The 18,658-nt window shown below is 60.3% G+C and carries 22 protein-coding genes and 2 pseudogenes; 18 read left to right on the forward strand and 6 right to left on the reverse strand.

Annotated elements, in window-relative coordinates:
- Positions 1-11: 11 nt before the first annotated feature.
- Positions 12-1,121, forward strand: coding sequence for an HlyD family secretion protein (locus AKL29_RS34760; protein ID WP_028337094.1), 1,110 nt, complete (start codon positions 12-14; stop codon positions 1,119-1,121).
- Positions 1,122-1,183: 62 nt separating this feature from the next.
- A complete protein-coding gene (locus tag AKL29_RS42430; protein WP_152977883.1) occupies positions 1,184-1,597 on the forward strand; it encodes a phospholipase D-like domain-containing protein in 414 nt (137 codons plus the stop codon).
- Between the two features lie 216 nt (positions 1,598-1,813).
- Here AKL29_RS42430 and AKL29_RS34770 read toward each other — a convergent pair whose 3' ends face one another.
- Complete coding sequence (locus AKL29_RS34770) at positions 1,814-2,830, reverse strand: AraC family transcriptional regulator (RefSeq protein WP_050387262.1); 1,017 nt, start codon at positions 2,828-2,830, stop codon at positions 1,814-1,816.
- A gap of 275 nt (positions 2,831-3,105) precedes the next feature.
- On the opposite strand from AKL29_RS34770, the gene AKL29_RS34775 reads away from it, so the two are divergent.
- The 7 genes from AKL29_RS34775 (at position 3,106) to AKL29_RS41365 (ending at position 7,627) form a co-directional block, all read left to right on the forward strand.
- On the forward strand, positions 3,106-3,498 hold the full coding sequence (locus AKL29_RS34775; protein ID WP_244482587.1) for a helix-turn-helix domain-containing protein: 393 nt from the start codon (positions 3,106-3,108) through the stop codon (positions 3,496-3,498).
- Positions 3,499-3,638: 140 nt separating this feature from the next.
- Positions 3,639-4,325: a hypothetical protein gene (locus AKL29_RS34780; protein ID WP_244482597.1), complete on the forward strand. Its 687-nt coding sequence runs from the start codon at positions 3,639-3,641 to the stop codon at positions 4,323-4,325.
- Between the two features lie 248 nt (positions 4,326-4,573).
- Positions 4,574-5,014, forward strand: coding sequence for a helix-turn-helix domain-containing protein (locus AKL29_RS41350; protein ID WP_080667247.1), 441 nt, complete (start codon positions 4,574-4,576; stop codon positions 5,012-5,014).
- A 514-nt stretch (positions 5,015-5,528) separates the two neighbouring features.
- Positions 5,529-6,044, forward strand: coding sequence for a hypothetical protein (locus AKL29_RS42435; protein WP_152977884.1), 516 nt, complete (start codon positions 5,529-5,531; stop codon positions 6,042-6,044).
- A gap of 63 nt (positions 6,045-6,107) precedes the next feature.
- A complete protein-coding gene (locus AKL29_RS34790; protein WP_050387264.1) occupies positions 6,108-6,338 on the forward strand; it encodes a hypothetical protein in 231 nt (76 codons plus the stop codon).
- A 428-nt stretch (positions 6,339-6,766) separates the two neighbouring features.
- The gene (locus tag AKL29_RS43075; protein WP_050387265.1) at positions 6,767-6,961 is read left to right on the forward strand and encodes a hypothetical protein; all 195 of its coding nucleotides are present in this window, start codon (positions 6,767-6,769) and stop codon (positions 6,959-6,961) included.
- Positions 6,962-7,498: 537 nt separating this feature from the next.
- Complete coding sequence (locus tag AKL29_RS41365; RefSeq protein WP_152977891.1) at positions 7,499-7,627, forward strand: DUF2934 domain-containing protein; 129 nt, start codon at positions 7,499-7,501, stop codon at positions 7,625-7,627.
- A 338-nt stretch (positions 7,628-7,965) separates the two neighbouring features.
- Here AKL29_RS41365 and AKL29_RS43080 read toward each other — a convergent pair whose 3' ends face one another.
- The 3 genes and pseudogenes from AKL29_RS43080 to AKL29_RS34805 all read right to left on the reverse strand — a co-directional run.
- A complete protein-coding gene (locus AKL29_RS43080; RefSeq protein WP_157345859.1) occupies positions 7,966-8,115 on the reverse strand; it encodes a hypothetical protein in 150 nt (49 codons plus the stop codon).
- A gap of 190 nt (positions 8,116-8,305) precedes the next feature.
- A complete protein-coding gene (locus AKL29_RS34800) occupies positions 8,306-9,292 on the reverse strand; it encodes a c-type cytochrome (protein ID WP_050387266.1) in 987 nt (328 codons plus the stop codon).
- 495 nt (positions 9,293-9,787) lie between these two features.
- Positions 9,788-10,006, reverse strand: a pseudogene (locus tag AKL29_RS34805) (DUF6894 family protein); the annotation flags it as partial.
- 852 nt (positions 10,007-10,858) lie between these two features.
- On the opposite strand from AKL29_RS34805, the gene AKL29_RS34810 reads away from it, so the two are divergent.
- From AKL29_RS34810 to AKL29_RS34825, 4 genes and pseudogenes are all read left to right on the forward strand, one after another.
- Entirely contained in the window at positions 10,859-11,059 is a 201-nt protein-coding gene (locus AKL29_RS34810; protein ID WP_038377878.1) for a hypothetical protein, read from the forward strand.
- Positions 11,060-11,091: 32 nt separating this feature from the next.
- Positions 11,092-11,301 (forward strand): hypothetical protein, encoded by a 210-nt coding sequence (locus tag AKL29_RS34815; protein WP_028337087.1) that lies wholly within the window; start codon positions 11,092-11,094, stop codon positions 11,299-11,301.
- Positions 11,302-11,840: 539 nt separating this feature from the next.
- Positions 11,841-12,023, forward strand: a complete 183-nt coding sequence (locus tag AKL29_RS34820; RefSeq protein ID WP_050387268.1) for a hypothetical protein — start codon at positions 11,841-11,843, stop codon at positions 12,021-12,023.
- 69 nt (positions 12,024-12,092) lie between these two features.
- Positions 12,093-12,335, forward strand: a pseudogene (locus AKL29_RS34825) (Crp/Fnr family transcriptional regulator); the annotation flags it as partial.
- A 309-nt stretch (positions 12,336-12,644) separates the two neighbouring features.
- Here AKL29_RS34825 and AKL29_RS34830 read toward each other — a convergent pair.
- Together AKL29_RS34830 and AKL29_RS34835 are read right to left on the reverse strand one after the other, a co-directional pair.
- Positions 12,645-13,049 carry a host attachment family protein gene (locus AKL29_RS34830; protein WP_050387301.1) on the reverse strand — a complete coding sequence of 135 codons (405 nt, stop codon included), beginning with the start codon at positions 13,047-13,049 and terminating at the stop codon, positions 12,645-12,647.
- A gap of 187 nt (positions 13,050-13,236) precedes the next feature.
- Positions 13,237-14,304: an ATP-binding protein gene (locus tag AKL29_RS34835; protein ID WP_050387270.1), complete on the reverse strand. Its 1,068-nt coding sequence runs from the start codon at positions 14,302-14,304 to the stop codon at positions 13,237-13,239.
- Between the two features lie 403 nt (positions 14,305-14,707).
- Between AKL29_RS34835 and AKL29_RS34840 the strand changes: the two genes are divergently transcribed.
- From AKL29_RS34840 to AKL29_RS34860, 5 genes are all read left to right on the forward strand, one after another.
- Positions 14,708-15,121 (forward strand): cupin domain-containing protein, encoded by a 414-nt coding sequence (locus AKL29_RS34840; protein ID WP_050387271.1) that lies wholly within the window; start codon positions 14,708-14,710, stop codon positions 15,119-15,121.
- A gap of 196 nt (positions 15,122-15,317) precedes the next feature.
- Complete coding sequence (locus AKL29_RS34845; protein ID WP_050387272.1) at positions 15,318-15,923, forward strand: sulfite oxidase-like oxidoreductase; 606 nt, start codon at positions 15,318-15,320, stop codon at positions 15,921-15,923.
- Entirely contained in the window at positions 15,916-16,662 is a 747-nt protein-coding gene (locus tag AKL29_RS34850; protein WP_050387273.1) for an FAD-binding oxidoreductase, read from the forward strand. Before AKL29_RS34845 ends, AKL29_RS34850 begins: the two co-directional genes overlap by 8 nt.
- 156 nt (positions 16,663-16,818) lie before the next feature.
- Positions 16,819-17,577, forward strand: a complete 759-nt coding sequence (locus AKL29_RS34855) for an antibiotic biosynthesis monooxygenase family protein (RefSeq protein ID WP_244482590.1) — start codon at positions 16,819-16,821, stop codon at positions 17,575-17,577.
- 274 nt (positions 17,578-17,851) lie between these two features.
- On the forward strand, positions 17,852-18,658 hold an 807-nt coding region (locus AKL29_RS34860), incomplete at its 3' end, for a LysR family transcriptional regulator (protein WP_244482591.1).

Here is an 18,658-nt window from a genome sequence, read left to right on the forward strand (position 1 = left end):
GGAACCCAGTCGTGCTCATCATTCTGACGCTCTACCTCGTTCTGGTCTGGCTCGTCTTCTTCAGGCTCAAGCTGGTGCGATGGGGCTGGGCGTCCGGCACTGTCGCGGGGCTGCTCGGTGCCTTCATCCTCGCGGTGTTCCTCGCGATGTTCAATTACCTGACCCCATCTGGAAGCTTTGTCGTGATTTCCCGTGTCATGGAGGTCGCGCCCAATGTTTCCGGCGAGGTGATCGAAATACGGATCAAGCCGAACGAGCCGGTGAAGGCCGGCGCGGTGCTGTTCCGGATCGATCCGGCGCCGTTCCAGTACAAGGTCAGCCAGCTCGATGCATCGCTCGCCCGGGCACGCCAGCAGGTCAAGCAGCTGAAGGCCACTTACGAACAGGCGACGGCGAATGTCGATGGGCTAACCAAGCAGCTCGCCTTTCACGCCCAGCGGCTTGCCGATTACCGCAAGCTCGTCAGCGAGGACGCGCAGACCGAGTTTAAACTGCAAGACATCCAGGTGCAGCACGACACGGTCGAGTTTCAGCTCCAGGCGGCCAAGGCCGCGCAGCTGAGCGCGCAATTGGCGATGGAGTCGGAAATCGGCGGCGTCAACACAACCGTCGCGCAGATCCAGGCTCAGCTCGACCATGCGAGGTGGGAGCTCGAGCAAACGACGATCCGTGCCATCGGTGACGGTGTCGTTACGATCATGGCGCTGTCCGTCGGCGACCGTGCGATGCCGGCGCGACCGGTGATGTCTTTCATCGCGGCAAATGATATCGTCGTCGCCGGCATGTTCCCACCGAACGGATTCAGGACCATCAAGCCTGGCGCGCGGGTCAAGCTCGTGTTCGATGACGACCCTGGCCATATCCACGAAGCGACAGTCACCGCTATCCCGCAAGGCGTGGGGCAAGGGCAGATCGCGGTCTCTGGCACGCTGGCGCGGGTCGGCTCGATCGGCGGCGCCAAGGTCTATCCGGCGGCGATTTCCATCCCCAAAACCATCGACCGCAGCCAGCTTCGGCTCGGGATGCCCGGCACCGCCACTGTGTTCGCAGAAAACGCCGGCGTCATCGGCTTGCTCATGTCGATCCTGGTATGGATCGGCTCCTACACTGCATATTTATAGACGCCTGCCGTTTCACTCCCGGCTGCCAATCGGTAGTCCGCCTATGTGCCCAGGAAGGAAAAATGAGTCTTCGATCTACAGGCGCTACTTCAGGCATCGCCTTGGTTGTGCTGCTCGCCCAGTTGTGCCCGGGCGCCCGCGGCTACGCCCAGCAGTCAACGGGCCAGTTGTTGATCTCATCGGGGTTTAACCCCATCGCCGCTACCACGCCGGAAATGTTGAATCGGCTGATGTCGTTTCCACCCAATCAATTTCAGCTGCGCCAAAAGGGCGGACGTTCCTACTACGTCTACGCCGATCCTTCCGGATGCACCTGTGCATATGTCGGCAGTGTGTCTGCAATGAACAAATATCGCGTCAGTTATGGCGCATTGTCAGGTGGCTTTACGAATCCCGAGCAGAACCTGATCGACAGCATGGACAACGACGAAGCCTCGGCCCAGTTCAATAACGACGTATTCGGCCCGGATTTTTAGGCACGCTGGACGGCAGTCTCCCTAGAAGAAGCGCCCGAAACGGCAGCCAGCAAGGCGGGACCGTCGGTCCAAGTTCTATCTTTTGATCCCCACATTCCGCTTGATGAGCTTTCAGAGATAATGCCGGAAAATTCGTGGTCCGCCACGCAACGCGATGTCGGGTTATCTGATTTCGGGCGGCTGAATGGCCGAGGAGCGGTCACCGAGCGGGACAGTTCAAGCGAGCTCGCTTGCACCATTTCTCCGCCTCTCTCGAAACTCTCGTGGCGTGCATCCGGATATCCGGCGGAAAGCGCGGGTGAAGTGAGCAGGATCCGCATAGCCCGATGCGAATGCCACATCGATGATCTTGCTCTGGGGATTGCTCAGGAGCTTCATCGCGCTGTTGAAGCGAACCCGCTCCAACAGGTCCGAATATGTCAGCCCCGCGAGCGAGAGTTTCCGCTGCAGACTCCTGACGCTCAATGCAACCATCTCGGCCGCCTGAATTATGGTCGGGCCGCCTTCGTCAAGATACGAGGGTAAAGTCAGCTTGAGGATGCTGACGATGTCGTTGCTGAAAGGCTGCCGCTCCGTCTCGGGTAAATTCGACGGGACGACATCGACGGGATTAGGAAGACTCAAGAACTGCAACGGCACTTCAATCCACGAGGCCTTCTGACCTGACATGAAGCGTGTATTCGGCCAATGCGATTGAACCTCAATGCTAGGCGCATAGTTTGCTTCAAACGCGAGCACTCTCGGAGTCCAGGTCGCTCCGGCGAACTGACGGACGATGTGCATGACGAAAATGTTTTGTAGCCAGTGGGACATCTCAAGATGGGAAATGCCCTCCGTGCCAACGAGCCTGCTGCAAATTTTCACGCTCTGGCCGCACGGCTCCAGCCATAGATGGAGATTAGTGTCCTCGATCGGCGACCATTTGCAAGCCTGCTGAAGAGCAACCAGGAGGGTTGGCGAGTGCCGGATTCGAACTCGCATGGCTTCGCTCAAATGGTCGAATGCGAGCCGCTGGGCTACCCGAAAGGCAATTTCCGACAAGCCCTGCTTTTCCTGGGCGGCCGTCGCGAAGCGAATGACTGGCAGCAGCGGCACGTAATGATCCGCTTTTTCTTCCAAAGACGTCGGCAACTGAAACTTGGCGAGAAGCGATGCGGTGGGGCCGCCTATTTCTGAATGAAGCTCGGCGAAGGGCATAAGAAACTGACAACGGGTCAATGGAATGATGGTCATTACTACCTGCCAAAAAAATAGCTGCGTTCGCAGACTAGCAGGCCGCTGATTTCCTTGCCTTGTCTTTGTCGCGTAATGCAAGGCATTGCGGGGAAGTCCCCGACTTGCTTCCCTTCGACGCAAGCTTTGGCGGCTAATGGCCAGATTCGTGCCGAAAATGCTTCTAGCTTTGAAGCATTGTTTTCTTGAGGGGGGCGCATCGCCTTCACGCCTCACATCAACCGATGAGAGCTATCCGGCTGCCTTCATACCGGACGGTCCGCGCGGCAATTGTCGTGTCGCTGCGACAAGGTGACGCAACTCTCGATAGTACTGCCCGCGCATTGAAGGTTAGCTCGCGGACGTTGCAGCGGCATCTCGGCCGCATGGGCACAAGTCACAGCAAAATGCTCGCCGAGGTTCGCCTGAACGTGGCTTGCCGGTTGCTTGCGGACTCAAGCAAGCGCCTGTCGGATATCGCAAAATTCCTTGGATATGCCAACGCAAGCAGCTTCAGCCGCATCTTCGCGCGTTTGATGAAAGTTCAACCCGTTGTTTACAGGCGGCAGCAACTTGCCCGTAAGCATGGGCAGGCGCGTCATTGCACAGGACGGTCGACCGCTGAAGTATTCCAGATGATTGGCACGAAAGGGCAAGACGCGCGACCTGAATTGGCGCGAAAGGTTTAGTGAGATCACCACGCTCCTGAAGGAGCTATCTGCTTTGATACGCAATTGCGCGGGGCGATTTGGAAAGCCGTCTGAGCCGACCGAAGAAATCTGAGCCGACCGAAGAAAAAAGAGTCCGACTTCAAAAGGAAAGAACAACCATGCCGCTTCGTTCAGTTCTGATCGCAGTTTGCGCCGCCGCATCACTGGTCTGGTCCCAGAACCTTTTTGCTCAATCGGCTCCCGAACCTAAGCCGCATGTGCCGCTTGAGAAATCCATCGGCCAGGCCAAGTCGGAAGTCGTGCCGTCTCTCTTCGTGATCAATTCGCGCGGCGCGAGCTTGAAGGACGGCAAGCTGGTGCTGATCGGGGTTTCGCCGAATGCGATCGTATTTGCCGATCGTCCGGTCCGGGCGGCCGGTCACGATCTGACAACGCGGATCGTCGAGGATTGGGGCAACGGCAGCGACAATTTCGCGAAGGATCCTCCGAACGCCACCGTTTCCGGATTCAGGAAAGACGGATCATCGGTGGCCGACGTTGTCGTCGTGCTGAAATCGCCCAAGCTCGAAGGCGACAAACTGATCTTCGACGTCGATGTGCTCGAAGGCGACCTTGCGGGAGCTGATGGACCGGCATCGGTCTTTATCGATATCATTGGGCGACCGCTTACGCCGCTGTCCTTTGCCGGCGTCGCCCGCCGGACGGCTTACCGCGGTGCTTTCTACCGGGGCGCCGCCTATGCGGGAGCGGCTGCCCTGGCTGGAGCTGCCGTAGCGGGAGCTGCGGCCTATCCGTACTACTACGCGCCACGCTGCGGATACTACCCCTATCCGCCCTGCTACTGAGCGGGGCAGGCTGGGGGCAGCGTAGCGTCATGCAGTCACTTCGCCGAACACGGGCGGCCGAACGCAAAACGAACTCCATCCGTTTCGGGCAAACAGGAGGAGCCAGGACCATGCGACGGACGACCGTCGTTGAGCTTGTGATCATCCAACCGGCGCACGCACATACCGATCTGAGCGCTTGCGACAGTCCCGACCAGCGCCTCGTCGAGGCGATCGCGGTGGCGTGCCTTGCACATGGAATAGGTTGAATGTCCAAGGGTCATCGGCTTCCGACCGTTCGGGAAATGAAATCAGCGCAACAGCGAGAGATCTGTTGCGATCTGGTAGGGCAAGCAGAGAAATTGGCTTTGAGCCGTCCCGATCAACCGCCGTCTATTTCGGATATCTGTCGTGCTCTTACCGTGAGTGAGCGTACCCTGCGCAAGGCGTTCAACGAGATCCATGGCGTCCCGCCCTGCCGGCGCCTCCGCATGTTGCGGTTGCTGCACGCCAGGAAAATGCTTCTGGCGGCCGACCGCGAGCTGACCACAGTTACCAAAGTTGCAATAGCTTTTGGCTTTAGCGAGCTAGGGCGCTTTTCTGTCGAGTATAGAAGTGCATTCGGCGAGCGTCCGTCTCAAACGCTTAACCTAAGCTGTATGGGCGCCGACCGTGATGTCAGCGCAACATCGCGGGCCGAATTTGCATAGCGAAGCTTCCGGAGTTGACATCAACTACATGGAGTATCGGACCGCAGTCGGAGGAAGATCGACGGGTCGAGGTGTATTCAGACGCGCGTCGCGCCGTCGATCTATGTGATGGGCCACCACGTATTGGCGACCGCGAGAGAATAGCCTTTCGATACCGCCGCGATCAGCTCTTCACGGTATTGCGAGCGTCGCCGCCGGAGATGGCCTGGTCGGCCGCCCGGCGCAGATCGACGGAAGATGGTGCAGAGGCTTGGGCGCAACTCGCGTGCGGGTTGGCCAATTGTTGGTAACGAGGACCGTGGGTTGCCACGCGCTGGATTGAAAAACAGCTTATCTTTCAATGGGGATTGACTGACACTCTCTCCGCCATTTTTCGATTTCTTGGCTCCGGATTGATCCCCGGTAACTGTTGGCCAGCTCATCCCTCGGGTAGCCCCGCTTTGCGCAAGCCCTCGGCTATCCGCATACGCTGTGGGAGACAGGTCGCATTGTCCGTTGGCGAACTAGCGTGGGAGTGAGCCAGAGTGAACTTGGGGTCGACGGTGAGTCCCGCCTCTATCGCGGCCCGTGCGTTCTCGACCCGCCCAAGGTGAGCCAAAGCGGCGGCAAGAAAGAAGTGAACGAAGGCGGCGACATTCCGGTTCGTTTCGATCGCTCGCGTGAATCAGCGCGCAGCGGCCTCGTCGGCTGCAAGATAGGATTGTGCAACACCAGCTGTCGCCAACCAGCTGAATGCCCTGTTGTCACGGGGGGAAAGCCGAAATGCCTCCATGACACAGGCTTCCGTTTCCTCAGCTCGGCCGAGATAACACTTCCCAAGTCCAATCCACACATAAGCGGAGGCGAGATTTCGATCGAGCACCAATGCATGCTCACATTCGGCGATACCCTGGGCGGCGCGCTTGGTAAAGATCCGCACGACACCGAGGAGGCAGTGGGCGCCGGCGTGGTCTGGCATGGACGCAATTACCTTGGTCAGAGTCCCTTCGGCTGCCATGAGGCGCGCGGCCCGGGTCGCCGGTCAACATGAGGCAACGATGGACGAAGCCCTCTATGATCAAGGCCACCGCTGCTTCCCCGAGCCGGAGCCGGCATGTTCACCAGTCGTGGACGCGCTGCGCTACCAAATCGCCACGTAGCGGAGACCAAGCGGCATATTGCACTCGGTGGCCGGCACATTGCCCGTCAGATCGAGATCATCGACATGCTGGGACGCAGCGGTCATCCCACCGACCTGGCAACACAGGTCTTGGGCACCTACCGCGAGTTACAGGAAACTCACCTCTTGCACCGCAACCAGATCCGCAAAGAGCTAGAGCGGTAAAGCGCCTCAATTGGGCAGCCTTCCTGCCACGACGCCTCGAACGGCCGCAACCGTCCGGGCCTTAAAGCGTTTAATGTCTACGCCATGGGCCGTCATCGGTGACGAGAACGTAAATTGCGCTCCACCGCAATTGGAAGGAGACCCGTCATGAGAAGACGCCGTTTCGATCAGGCGCCTCTACCAGATGAACACTTAGAAGAACCGGCCAAGCGACTGCGGAAGGAAGCGCGGGGTATCCCGCCTGGTGTTGAGCGCGAAAAGCTAATCCGCCAGGCGCGTAAGGCCGAAGCTGCCGCTTGCGTACAGGAATGGCTTTCGTCTCCCGGCCTGCAGGCACCGAAATAGACTGCCATGCCGCCAATTCCGTATCTGCCCCTGCGAAAGCAAGGGGTAAATTGCCCCAGGTCACAATCCGAGGAGCACACAACATGACCCTACAAATCCCCGAGGTAGTTTCCACCAGGATCGACCGGCGTGTCTTCGCGATCATGGACAACACAATGCCGCCCCGAGATCATCCTGATGACGAAGACGAAGACGAAGATGAAGAAGACGAAGATGAAGAAGACGAAGAGAACCGAACCGACGAACCGCCGGTCGTGCGCGAGCCGGACGGAGACTAATCAGGATGCTTATACCTAGCCTGAGCTTCGAAGAGCGTGATCTCCAGCCTACGTGCAGCGCGCTGGCGCGTCTGGTGGCTTTCAGGTCGTTCAATTCCGAGAGCAGCGGGCAGACGTTGAATGGACCGCGGTTCTCGGCGGAGCAACCTCTCGGCGTTCGCTCGTGCAGGGGGCGCGCATGATCCTCATATGGCTTGGTGTGCTCCTTGTTTTCGGCGGCGTGCTACAGATGGCGTTTCAACCAATCTGGCGAGGCCGATTGAGCGGTGGAAGGCGGCTTCGCTCTGGGCAAAACACGCTCGAACCTGAAAGACCGGCTAGCGGTTTCGGCATCAAATCGAATTGGCCCGGACTTGTGATGGTCGCGCTTGGCGGCGCTTTCTTGCTGGCCGGAGCCGCGCAGTGATCGCCAAGCCTCGGAGCGCCAGCCCGAACGAACCAAGCGGCTTGCTACCGGCATAGCGACTAAACGGCCCATCGGCGGCTCAAGGCATTTGTCGACGAGCTGATCGAGGCCCGGCGACGGCTTATAGCCACCTGGCGGTCCAAGCAGAAGTCCGGGCGCGCGCCCACGCACTTTGGGAACAGCCCGGCCGGCCCAGTAGCCGTGATCTTGAGTTTCGGTTGCAGGTAGAGCGAGAACTTAGCGAGAGTGAAAACGAGTGAGTTAACGGCGGCGCGTCCGTAAGCGCTCGCGGGCAAAATGAGGAGCAGCTACTTGTCCGAGAGAAGAGAACTGTATCGCAGTCCGAATGGAGATGCATGGTTCCTCGGGCGCGAGCCGGCAAGCGGAAATGCCTTCGCGGCGATGGCCGATCTCGACCTCTGAGCCGGAGCTGACCTAGGGCGTGTACGCACAAAATCCAGTACACGCGTACGGGAATAGCGAGGTCCGGATCGCCCTCAAAAGCAGACATCGAAGATGCTTAAGCGAATGTCCGCCAAGGGCCAAACCCGGACCTTCGCTCAGGAAAATAGGATCGCGCTCCGGCCCGAACCAAATGCTATTCCAGACGGCTGTCGGGCGTTGAGGGGACGCCCAGCAGGCTGGTGATCGCGTCCGGGATTTCAATTTCGCAATGGTCGATGCCGTCGTGATAGGCATGTGCCTCTTGCGATATCCGTAACACAATATTCGCATCGCGGTGGTTCATCGGACCACCGGACCAGAGCCGCAATGCTGTCCGGCATAGCGAACCCCTGGAACGTTCTGATCTCATCAATGAGCAATCTGGCTTGCAGCGTCGGGTACGGAATGGACTCAGGAAGGCTCCCGATGAAAAGTCGCCTGTATCCACGTAAGCTATGACGGATGAAGGCTTCCGCGGCTTCGCGCTGAAATGCTCAACGCGCTTTCTTTGCCTTTGCAATCGCGGCCCGGATCGGTGCGAACGGTCCATACTTGTGCTGTCGCTCGCTAAATCCGTCGGCATAAGGGCCGTAGGGCGTATCGACCGGCTTTCGCAAAAGATCAGGGAAGTCCTTGTCCAACCCAGCCATTTTCGGTCGCGACTGCGAAATGACGAAGGCCGCCACGTCCCACGCCTGCTCGACGGAAAGCTGCGGGTTCAGGTAATCTGCGCCATGCGGCATGTTGAAATGCAGGAAGTTCGCCGCGGTAATCAATCGCGCCATTCCTGCGCCGTCGTTGAAGCTGTCCGGTCCCCACAACGGCGGCATCACATACCCGAGATCCGTTGTCGGCAGGCTACGGCGGATTCCAGAACCATCTGTGTTGTGACAAGTCTGACAGGAGTTTGCGTAGATCGCCTTGCCGCGAACAGGATCGGCCGCTCGCTTAAGTTCGGGCATCGTTCCGGCACCGAGCCCAGGCAAAATCTGTCCCGCTGCAACGCCTGACGACAGAAACTTGATATAGGCGACGATCGCCTGCATCTCGACGCTATCATTCGGCAGTTCACGGCCATTCATACTGCGCACCATGCAGGAGTTGACCCGATCCTCGATGGTAATTTCAGCACCGAGCCTTGCACTGTATTGAGGAAACAATTCAAACAGGCCGAAGATCGGCAATCCAAACTTCTTCGTTCCGGCTGCGAGATGGCAGTTGCTACAGGCGAGATTGTTGCCCGCAAACCGCCTTGCGGTATCCGCGACTTCCGGGCCGATATGCGCATATGTCGCGGTGATGAGGTCGCGTCCCCTCCGCACCTGAACACCGAAGGCATCATTCGGCAACGCACCGACCTCTGGCACCGTCCAGACTGCCGGCGCCTGCGCGCGGGCCGCGCTGGACGCAGAGATTCCGGCAGCAGCGGCAAGAATGCAGGCAACCCGTAAGAGAGAAAAACATCGGCTTTGAAACAGCATGTCTGATCCTCGTGCCCGAATGCGCAACTGGATCATTCAACGACGGTTTCTGTCAACGGTAGGTAGCCTCCGTGAGCGAGCGGTCCATTCTCTCGATCCGGATCAGCCTGCGCACAAGCTACGGACTATCGGAAAATGAATGATTCACGGCGCGATGCAACTTTCTGAGCGAACGTCAGCAGCGGGTCACACTTGGAAGTTTAGCAGGCGTTCCTCCGAAGTCGCTAAGCCCCAGTCATCCGCAGACCGTGCCATGAGGTCCGAAAGAGGCCAACAGGTGACGCTCGCAGTGAAAGAGGCCACCAACTGAGGCGGCCTTACTCCGTCGGCTCACCAGGCAACTCGCGCTTCTGCGCTTCGTACTGCTTGATCAACAGCAATGCCCTCCAGGGTCAGTTGATCCGTGGTCCGCATGGATAGTGCCCTGTGGTGCGCGATCCTCTTGTCAAACTCGGCGCATTTTTCACACATGACGGCTTCTCCGTCCTGCTGCCCTCAACGCAGCCTGACGACATCGAACGCGAATCTAATCTGCATCACGGGCCCGTCGTCGTCGCGGATCTCAATCGCCATCTGAATTAGGCCGGCGGATTTTTTGCCAGCACCGTGGACCATGTCGGCCAAGGCCTTCACGGCCTCTTCCTGAACCGATCCGATGTCAGGCAACACCATTCCCTCTTCATCCGGGATTAGCGCTTCGTCGTCGCGAAGGTCAAAATAGTATCTTCACATCTGCTGAAATGCGGAGGAGGAAGCCAATGTCCGCGCGCGACGATATTGAGCGCCTCGTCCGGCAAGGAATGCTCTAACGCCTTTGGCCTCACATCCCATAGCGCTCGCACTCATACGCCGCGTTACTCGTCTGCCGGGTTGAACACGAGAATAGTTCCGCTGCTTCTTGTCTATGCCGCAACGAACGGGCCCGATGCCCATGACTTTAGGCAGCGCCGCCAAATGCATTCTGAGTTGTCACCCACCAGACCGTGTCAAATACGGATCCAAGGATCCAGCTAATCGGTCAGCCACTTGTCTGGCGGACAGCGTGGACTGCTCTTCGGGATGAAGCGAGCCGACGGAATTCACGACCAGCCCGCTACAGGCGGCAAGAACAACTATCGCAATCGCAGCGATATATTTGGTGCTCATGACGATGGTCCCTTCATCGCCCCATGAACTAACTGGGCACTCTCAGAAATGGTTCCCGCGCGCAACGATGGCATCGAGCGCGAACTCAGTAAGCCTTGGGATGCGTCGACCTCCCACTCCGGGCTCCTACGAATGGAATATCGCGTCGGATCAAAGATCAAAGGAACGAAAGCGCACGCCAGGCTTTAGAGAGATGCGAGACTGCCGCTCGCTGGTAGAAAACCGGCGCATGTCGCGGATAGCCAAAGGTCGCTACCAAAGACCCGCTGTAGTGAAAACGAGCGCTCGCGCAGATAGCCAAAAGCGGCGGTCTCCGGTTCCATTCAAAAGTCGCTGGCCGTGCCTCCATTGAGTTTGCGGAGGGCTAGGTACGATGTTGGACATAGCTGGCGTTGCCTTTACCGGAACGAGAGCAATTGCATGGACCATCGCGTTGACCTTGACCACACACACAGCCGCGCCATCGTTCGAGAGATCGGCGAGAGATTGGGCGCGTCGCTGAAGCCAGAGCCGGAACTACCCGAAGGACTTAAACAGCAAATCGACCGGCTCCGCGAATTGGAGGAGCAGTCACCATCCATCATTCCGGCGGCTGAGCGCTGGGACAAGGTTCGCCGCTGAGCGAAAGACGGCTCGACCGAATTGGATGAGCAATGCCATCGGTGAACCGCCGTGCGCCAAAAATTCTGAAGGAGTACGGCGAGGCGCAAGCCGAATTGATCGGCAAAGCCGTCGTCCTTACCGATGGAAAGGCGGGCACGATCGAGTACGTTTGGCTGGACGAATTGCACGGGCTTCGGATTTCGATCAAAGGTCACGACGGAAGATGGCCGGTCTCAACCATCAAGATCACAGAGAATTAGACCTTGCTCGGCCGCGCGCAGCACAGCGCGTCCTTTCAGATCAGTCCAATCAAGATGAAAAGAGCGATTTCGGCCAGGAAAGCGATGCTCATGATCGCGACTGTAAGGAACACGTCGCTCGCCGAGACAAGGTTCATGAATGCCTCGCATCTTGCGAAGCCCCAAGAGTAAATCATCTGGCCAGAAAATGTTTCGGTTCCAAACGCAGACGGCGCTAGATGCGAGCGGTGCTGACATCCGAGGCGGCCTGATAAAAGGTAAAGCCGCTTAGGGGCAAAAGCGCCAGTTTGAGCCTTAGCGGGCGACTTCCGGTCTTACGCCATGTTCGGACATGTCCCAGTGCCGCGCGAACTGACGCGAACAGCCAACAGACAGGATGCCCAACGAGGGCTGCTGCGCATTTGGCGATGCATGTTGGTCTCTTGGTAACGCACGATCAGTTGCTCAAGAAGATCTGGATCGGACAACCGCGATCTTCGGTCTGTGGCCGACCCTGTTGCTCGCCGGCATCGTGGTCGCGGCGATCGGCAAAGGATTCATTGGCAGACGATGCGCTGGATGCAGCCGTTGCCCAAGCGCTGGTGGGTGGCGCTGTCCTCGCGCTGGTGGCGCACGCGATGATTCCGGTGGCGCTGGAGGGAGGCCCGCTGGTGGTGCTGTCGATGGTCGCCAGATTCCTGTTTGCACCATCTCGCACTCGCCGAGTCTTTCGTTTCAGTTGACGAACGCAATAGTTTCATCCGGAATAGCCGCTGCCGGTATTGGCTTACACAACACTTTGGCGAAACCAAATGATGCTTAGCGCAGACGTATCCAGCATGCTGGATCGCATTCTAGATGCAGCAACCGACAACCTCAGATTCGCGAAGATTCTTGTCCAGATGGGTCTCGATCCCAGTAGCGTAACCTGGAACGACATCTTCAGCCGCCTGCTGGAAATCTTTCTGCACAACATCACCCTGGCAAACATGTTCGCCCTGATCGGCGCGATCTTCTTTGTCGCCACCCTGCTGACGCACACCATGGTGCCGCTTTGACCAGGCAGCGCCTATTGGAAAATCTCGCGCGGGCCGAAGCCATCATCGCGCAGAACAAGATCGCGGTGCCGACGGCCTCCGCGAGCTGACGGTGGTGCGGCTCGATAGATCCCGGCGCCTTCCGCAAAAGCTGGACCAAGCGAACCGCTCTTCCGAGCAATGGCAATCTTTGCCTTCCTCCGCTCGGCAAGCTTCGTACCTCAGGCCTTGCGGTGGAACAATTTCTTGGTCCGATAGAGCGGAACTGCCTCAAAGAGGTAAGTTCGTAGAATCCTGCCCTCGCTTGAGATCGCTTCCCGGGGTGTGTCAGGCGTCGGCGATCAGTGAGGCGATGTCCTCGAGCGGACGCCGGCTGAAGTCCTTCGCGAGTTCGCCTATGATCTTGCCTATCAGGTCGCGGTGGTAGTGCTTGCGCATCTCTCCCAGGGTCCTGGGATCTGACACAACGACCAAGTGTTCTATGGTCCCGTCGAGGCTGAGCTTGTTCAGGAACGTGGCCGTCGCTGCCGCGAAGTCGTCCTCGACGAGCCGCCTGCCATCGGGGTTGGCGGAGCTGCTGCGATGTCGCGCGCCCGAACCTGAGCGGGCGGGCGCAGGCGGAGCCGCCGTGATCTCGACCAGGTGAACCCCAGGCTTCACGCCCGTATTGTGGAACAGTCGCATTGTCTCGCCGTCAGCGACGGCTACTGTCGTACCGGTAGGTAAAATCATCGAAAGCCCTCCGTTCAGGATCTGCATAAAGGCCGGCGGGCTATGATACTTGCATGCCAGCGCTCTACGGCGCCTCTTCGATCAGTTCCTGGCCCGAAGCTCCCCAGAGCAGGGCAGTCCCGACGGCGACCGAAAGAATCGAGGCGGCCGGGCGGGATCATGAACCGGTCTCCAGGTATTTGCGCCGCTACAACATCGGCGCCGCCGTCGCTGGGCTTACGATGTGGAATACGCCGCCGTCGTGTGACCGCGTGTACGCGATCTCCGTGTCGACGATACTGCTGGAGAGCCTCGCCGCGTGCACGCGCGGGAGGAAGAGGCGCACTAGCGTGCCGGCACCCCGCTCACTCTCTATAAAGACCGCGCCGCCTCGTCCCTCAGCAAAGCGCTGGACCTGGGGGAGCCCGAGGCCGGTGCCACTGCCCGCGGCCTTTGTTGTGAAGTATGCGGTGAAGGCCTGCGAGAGGAACTCCTCGGTCATGCCCTCTCCGTCGTCGGCGACGATGATCTCGACGAACTCCCGGGCCGCGCCAGCGCGAGACTCGACGTTTCGCGCCGCGACGGTGATCGCGCCGCCGTTCGGCATAGCATCGGCCGAATTTCGGCAGAGGTTCAACAAGGCGAAGTACAACTCTTCTGGGTCGGCATTGAAGGCCCATAAGTCAGAGGCGATCTCGGTGTTGATCGTGATGTCCGGACGCAACGCCCGGTCAAGCGAGGCCGCCATTGCTGCGAGGCGATTGCCTTCGACAGGTCCGTCAATCGAGTTGGGGCCCGGTCGCGCAGCGTCGAGGAGCTGCCGGTTGAGTAACGCGCCTCGCGCGATCGCCTCCTGCATTCTGCCGATGATGGCCTTTCGCCGCGCGGCATCGTTCTGGCGCTCGAGCAGCCATAGGCTGCCGTCGATTACGGCGAGAAGGTTGTTAATGTCGTGGGTGACCAGCTGCGCCATGTCCGCTAACGCTTTCACCGTCTCCCGCCTGCGCGGGGCGACCGAGCCACGCGTGTCGGACCGCGCGTCGGTGCGGCACAAAATCCCCGAGACCTCGCCGTTGGGCCCGACAAGCGGGATCTCCACGCACCTGGGCGCAATGAGGCCGTTGCCGCGATCGCAGGCGCCCCGCACCCTTGCGCTGAACGCATGCCGCACGCCAAGCGCGACGCCGGCGCTGTCCACGAGCACGACGACATCCTCCGGCGGTGGATCTTCGACAGAGCCGGGTAATGAAACGCCGATTGTCTTTTTGATCTGCATATCGGGCCTCCTCACCTGCGATCGTTCAACGGAACGCCGACTTCGGCCTGGACACGAGAGCGGGCGACACAGGTCGAAGATTGAGTCCATGACGGTCGAAAGGAAAATCACCTCTCGCCATGGAGTCGATAGCCGGTCGTTATCGGGAATGGCCGAGAGACGCTTGGCACCGCTGCGGAGGCCGTGCGGTGCTTCCGCCTGCAAGCACTCGCCCGAGCGGAACTCTCGGCGATCGAGAAGAGATGTTCACGTGCCTACGGCTATCATAACGCGTGGCTATCGACTTCATGGCGTGACGTCATTTCCCATTCGCCGCGCGCAATCCCATTCTGACGAGCGTGAGTGGCAACCTTTCGCCGCCGCTCCGACACCCGAACAAGGGTCCACGATCAGGAGGCTACCAATGTCAGTGAAGCAACCGGTTCTTACGCCGCCCCAAGGCGGCGAGACGGTGACCTCGAGCGGAGGTTCGAACGTCGAGATGAAAGTGGAGAGCAGCCAGACCGGAGGCGAGTATGGCGCTGTGCTGTGGACGGTGCGGGCCGGCGAGGAGCCGCCGCTGCACACCCACTCGCGCGAGGACGAGCTGCTCTACGTGGTGCAGGGGCAGCTCATCGCGCGGGTCGGCGATGCCCGCGTCGAGGTGGGGCCGGGCGCCTACGCGGCTCTTCCCCGCGGGGTACCGCATACGATCGAGGTGGTCGGCGACCAGGCGACCCTGCTGCTCAGCTTCGTGCCGGGTGGGCTGGAGCGCTTCTTGGTCCCCCGGAAAGGCGAGGAGCCCGATCCGGCCGCTTTCGGCCTGACGTTCCCTTAGGGCCGGGCAGCGTGCGTGAACGTGCGCCCGCTCGGGCCTGAGTGCCGGCCGCGCGCGACCGGGCCAGATGATTGGCTCCACGCGCCGGGCGGGCGCGCCTAACTGCCTCCCGGCTTGACGCCAACTAGCGCACCGCTGCGGTCGTGGTGGGTGCGCCAACCTAAGCTCCTTTCACCGCCGACGGAGGAAATCCGCTATGGTCACTCGCGGTTTCACAGGCCGCCAATCCGGATCAGAACCATCGCACCGGATTCCCCCGGGACAGCACCTCGTCGACAATTTTCCGGTGCTTACAGCCGGTCCCACGCCGCGAATCGAGCCCGCGGACTGGACTTTCACGCTCAAGGTCGGACCTCGTCCGGTCAAAGAGTGGAGTTGGTCGGAGTTCAACTCGCTCCCGCGAACCAAGATGACGCGAGACATCCACTGCGTGACCTCGTGGTCAAAGTTTAACACCGCCTGGGAAGGCGTGGCCGTCGACGACATCCTCGCCGACGCTGGCCTTAGCGCACCCACTCCATTTGCGCTCGCACATTGCTACGACGGATATTCCACCAACGTGCCACTCGCCGACCTCGCGATGGGGAAGGCGATGGTCGCGCTCAAGTACGAGGGCCAGCCGCTGCCGCGCGACCACGGGGGGCCGGCGCGCCTGCTCGTGCCGCATCTCTACTTCTGGAAGTCGGCGAAGTGGGTGAACGGGCTTCAGTTCACGGAGCGCGACGAGGCCGGTTTCTGGGAGCTGCGCGGGTACCATATGTACGGTGATCCGTGGAATGAGCAGCGATACACGAATGACTGAAGCGATTGTCGCAACCGCGCGATGGCAGAGCTGTGCGATTGTCGAGGTCGCAACGAGAACGCCGGCTATCAAGAGCTTCTTTCTCCGCCTCTCCGAACCGTTCGACTACACGGCGGGACAGCACGTTGACGTGCGGCTGACCGCGCCCAACGGCTACAATGTCATGCGCAGCTACTCGATCGCCTCGGCCCCGAGTGATTCCAAGGTGATTGAGCTGGCGATCGAGCGCCTTTCGGACGGTGAGGTGTCCCCGTTCTTCCACGACGTCGCCCAAGCAGGCGACACGATCGAGCTTCGCGGCCCGCTTGGCGGACACTTTCTCTGGCCGAGGCCTGCCAACAAACCAGTGCTCTTGATCGGCGCCGGCTCCGGAGTCGCGCCGCTTATGGCGATGATCCGGCATCGGAAGGCCAGCGGAGAGCCAGTGCCTGTCGCGCTGTTGCTCTCCTCCAGGACCTGGGGTGACGTTCTGTTCAGGGATGAACTCCTCGGGCTCGAGAGGTCGCTTCCCGATTTCGCACTCGCCTTGGCTCTGACACGCGAGCCGGCGATGCGCCGCACCGACTTCAGCAGGCGGATCGACTGCAGGATGGTCGCCGACGTCGCGGGGCGGCTGCCTTCGTTTCCCGGCTGCGCCTTGGTGTGCGGGTCGAACGCCTTCGCCGACATCGCGGCGGACGCCGCGCTCGCTTTGGGACTGGAAGCCGGGGCGATCAAGACCGAACGCTACGGCGCTTGAGAGACGAGAGGATAGTTTCCGCAAACGCCAGATTCTCCAGCGCGGCCTGCGGCGATCGCGGTCGTGCCGGATAAGGATACGCAGCAGTGAACGAAACGGGAGCCATCCGAATGCTGTCTAAGACGATCGATGTCGACGGCTCGAGGATCTCCTGCTGTGAAGGCGGCGCGCATGGCGGGGGCACTCCGACATCGAGATCGTCGCAGCACTCCAGACGAGGGATACAGCCTGTTTTCAGTGATTTTCGAAGTCTTCCCCCATAAAGAGAACTGGGATGACTACCTCGACAACGCCAAAATGTTGCGACCTGAGCTGGAACAGGTCGAAGGCTTCGTCGATAACATCCGCTACAAGAGCCTGACCCGCGAGGGCTGGATCCTTTCGCTTTCGAACTGGCGGGACGAGAAGTCGCTCGTCCGCTGGCGCACCCGCATGCGCCACCACGAGGTCCAGCAGAAGGGCCGCGACGAAATCCTCGCGGACTACCACCTCCGTGTAGGCCAGATCACTGCCGACAATCAGGTGCCTGCGGGGTACGCCCTTGCGGAGCAGCGGCTCGACGAGACCGAAGTGGGCGAGGGAACGACGGTCACGTTGATCAACGCGACGCGCCCCGCGGAGTGGAAGCAGACTGACAACCCGTACGACTGCGCCGAGTGGCTCGGACTGAACCCTTGGGCCGCCGACTGCACGTCTTGGGACATCTTCGACGCAGTGCTCACGCCCGGTGACCTGATTCTGCTCATATCCTGGAAGGACGCCGCTGCGGCGCAGGCCTACGAGGACGCTTCCGCGCCGAATGACAAGGCGAGGGTCCGGAAAGTGCGGATCGTGCGCGACTACGGGAAATACGACCGTCGCGAGGCGCCTCAATACTACGCAGATGCGAAGGGCGGCGAGACCCTCCACGCCTGACGCCGATCCCGATTATTCGCCCAGACATACTGATGGTTGACGAATTGTCGTTGGCGCTTCCTCCGCTTGTTGCCGAATGATTGATCTCTGCGCTGACGATCATGCCTTGGGATCGCATACACGCGGCGCGGTGGCCGGTCCGGTTATCGCCTACCGCGCAGCGCGCTGGCCCGGCTCTCAGAAGTTCCTGAAAGCGTGTCCGTGCGTCCAAATCAATAGGCCGAACCGTTCCAACGTGCGCACGCAAGTTGCATCTACGCCACATGATTGCGACGTGCCCGTCACGTCGTCGAGTGCGAAGGCTCGTCAGTCTCGACGGCCGCACTTTGACGGAGAACAACCCATGGAGCTTCATCAAGTTCGCTACTTCCTCGCCGTGGCGTCCACGCTCAACTTCACCCGCGCGGCCGAGCAGTGCAATGTCACGCAGCCCGCCCTGACCAAGGGGGTGCAGAAGCTCGAGCAGGAGCTCGGCGGCCAGTTGATCTACCGCGAACGCCAGCTGACGCAACTTACCGACCTTGGAAAGGAAGTCCTTCCGATGCTGGAGCGCACACTGGCCTCAGCAGAGGCCGTGCGTCGCCGAGCTCAGGAGTTCCAACGCAAGGAGGTCGCGCCACTGAAGATCGGTCTCGCCCCTTCCATCTCGGCGTCGCTCGTCCTCGATCCGATCGCGGAGATCGCAAAGTTCGTCCCTGGACTTCACGTCGAGCTGCGCGAGGGCGCGGCGGGGGAGCTCGTCGACCTCTTGCTTGAGGGCGAGATCAACGCCGCAATGGTTGGCGACGTGCAGGACGTGCCCGCCCGCATCGACGACTGGTCGCTGTTCGAGGAGCACTACGTCGCAGTTCTCGCGCCGACACACCGCCTCGCAAACCGTCCCTCGATCGGCATCGACGACCTCCGTGAGACCATCTTGCTGGAACGCGCCGAATGCGACGTTGCCCCAAAGATCCAGAAGTCGTATTTCCCCGAGAAACCGCCCCAACTCGGCCACTGCAGCGGCCACGACTTGCACCTGCAGCACATGGCCGCCGCCGGCTTCGGCGTAATACTCGCGCCCGAGCACATGCCGCGCCTT

The organism is Bradyrhizobium pachyrhizi (assembly GCF_001189245.1).
GTDB classification, from domain to species: domain Bacteria; phylum Pseudomonadota; class Alphaproteobacteria; order Rhizobiales; family Xanthobacteraceae; genus Bradyrhizobium; species Bradyrhizobium pachyrhizi.

Excerpts from the sequence above, each read along its gene's own strand:
- AKL29_RS43080 (WP_157345859.1), bottom strand. The coding sequence starts at position 8,115 with ATGAACCACCGCGATGCGAATATTGTGTTACGGATATCGCAAGAGGCA.
- AKL29_RS34810 (WP_038377878.1), top strand. The coding sequence starts at position 10,859 with ATGGACCATCGCGTTGACCTTGACCACACACACAGCCGCGCCATCGTT.
- AKL29_RS34840 (WP_050387271.1), top strand. The coding sequence starts at position 14,708 with ATGTCAGTGAAGCAACCGGTTCTTACGCCGCCCCAAGGCGGCGAGACG.
- AKL29_RS34850 (WP_050387273.1), top strand. The coding sequence starts at position 15,916 with ATGACTGAAGCGATTGTCGCAACCGCGCGATGGCAGAGCTGTGCGATT.
- AKL29_RS34835 (WP_050387270.1), bottom strand. The coding sequence starts at position 14,304 with ATGCAGATCAAAAAGACAATCGGCGTTTCATTACCCGGCTCTGTCGAA.
- AKL29_RS43075 (WP_050387265.1), top strand. The coding sequence starts at position 6,767 with ATGACCCTACAAATCCCCGAGGTAGTTTCCACCAGGATCGACCGGCGT.
- AKL29_RS34780 (WP_244482597.1), top strand. The coding sequence starts at position 3,639 with ATGCCGCTTCGTTCAGTTCTGATCGCAGTTTGCGCCGCCGCATCACTG.
- AKL29_RS41350 (WP_080667247.1), top strand. The coding sequence starts at position 4,574 with ATGTCCAAGGGTCATCGGCTTCCGACCGTTCGGGAAATGAAATCAGCG.
- AKL29_RS42430 (WP_152977883.1), top strand. The coding sequence starts at position 1,184 with ATGAGTCTTCGATCTACAGGCGCTACTTCAGGCATCGCCTTGGTTGTG.
- AKL29_RS34800 (WP_050387266.1), bottom strand. The coding sequence starts at position 9,292 with ATGCTGTTTCAAAGCCGATGTTTTTCTCTCTTACGGGTTGCCTGCATT.
- AKL29_RS34845 (WP_050387272.1), top strand. The coding sequence starts at position 15,318 with ATGGTCACTCGCGGTTTCACAGGCCGCCAATCCGGATCAGAACCATCG.
- AKL29_RS34830 (WP_050387301.1), bottom strand. The coding sequence starts at position 13,049 with ATGATTTTACCTACCGGTACGACAGTAGCCGTCGCTGACGGCGAGACA.
- AKL29_RS34815 (WP_028337087.1), top strand. The coding sequence starts at position 11,092 with ATGCCATCGGTGAACCGCCGTGCGCCAAAAATTCTGAAGGAGTACGGC.
- AKL29_RS34790 (WP_050387264.1), top strand. The coding sequence starts at position 6,108 with ATGTTCACCAGTCGTGGACGCGCTGCGCTACCAAATCGCCACGTAGCG.
- AKL29_RS34770 (WP_050387262.1), bottom strand. The coding sequence starts at position 2,830 with ATGACCATCATTCCATTGACCCGTTGTCAGTTTCTTATGCCCTTCGCC.